At 71.6% G+C, this 788-nt stretch carries 1 pseudogene; it reads right to left on the bottom strand.

Annotation, left to right across the window (positions count from 1 at the left end):
- Window positions 1-102 precede the first annotated feature (102 nt).
- Window positions 103-788: pseudogene (locus A5673_RS29530) on the bottom strand (hypothetical protein); the annotation flags it as partial.

A 788-nucleotide genomic window follows, 5' to 3' on the forward strand; every position in this document is an offset into this window, starting at 1 on the left:
CGCCGACACGCTCGTCAAGTGCCCGGGCGACAAGGCCTCGCCCGGCACCTGGTGGCACAACAAAGACCCGAACACCATCCTCGGCCAGATCGCCTGTGGGACCTACAAGAACGACGAGCCGAAGGTGATGTGGACGAACCAGCAAACCCTGGTGTTCGGGTCTTTGTTGTGCCACCAGGTGCCGGGCGAGGCCTTGTCGCCCGGGCACTTGACGAGCGTGTCGGCGCCGGTGAAGCGGGTGAACGCGTCCTGCACACCCTGCAGGTCCGAGAACAGCGCGTAGGCCGAGATGGTTGGGCCGCCCGGATCCGTGTTCTGCCCGCACGAGATGGAGACGATCGAGCCCACCATCGGCTGGGGGTCCGGATTGCACGTGCCGGGTGGGTAGCCGGTGGGCAGCAGGCTTTGCAGCCGGCTCACCGCGCCGGGCGGCGGGCCGGACGGCGATGGGGAGGTCGTGCGGGTGCTCGTTCTCTTGGTGGTCGTGGTCGTCGTGGTGGTGGTGGTGCTGGCCGCGGTGGGGGTTTCGCTGTCGTCGTTCCCGACGGCTATCGAGATGCCGATGACCGCGGCGACGAGGATCACGGCGGCGGCGATCGCCGCGACGAGGATCCAGGGGTTGCGGCGGCGCGGGGGTGCCGGCGGGCGCCCGGGGCCCCATGGCACAGGGCCGGCGAATTGCGGCGGCGGCCCGCCGAAGGGCGGCTGGTAGCCCGGCAGACTCGGTGGGGGCGGGGCCGCGCCGTGCCCGGGCTGCGGTATCCGCCGATCCCGGCGGATCGGCGGGC

The sequence above is a fragment of the Mycobacterium sp. E3198 genome, from assembly GCF_001667015.1.
Classification (GTDB): Bacteria; Actinomycetota; Actinomycetes; order Mycobacteriales; family Mycobacteriaceae; genus Mycobacterium.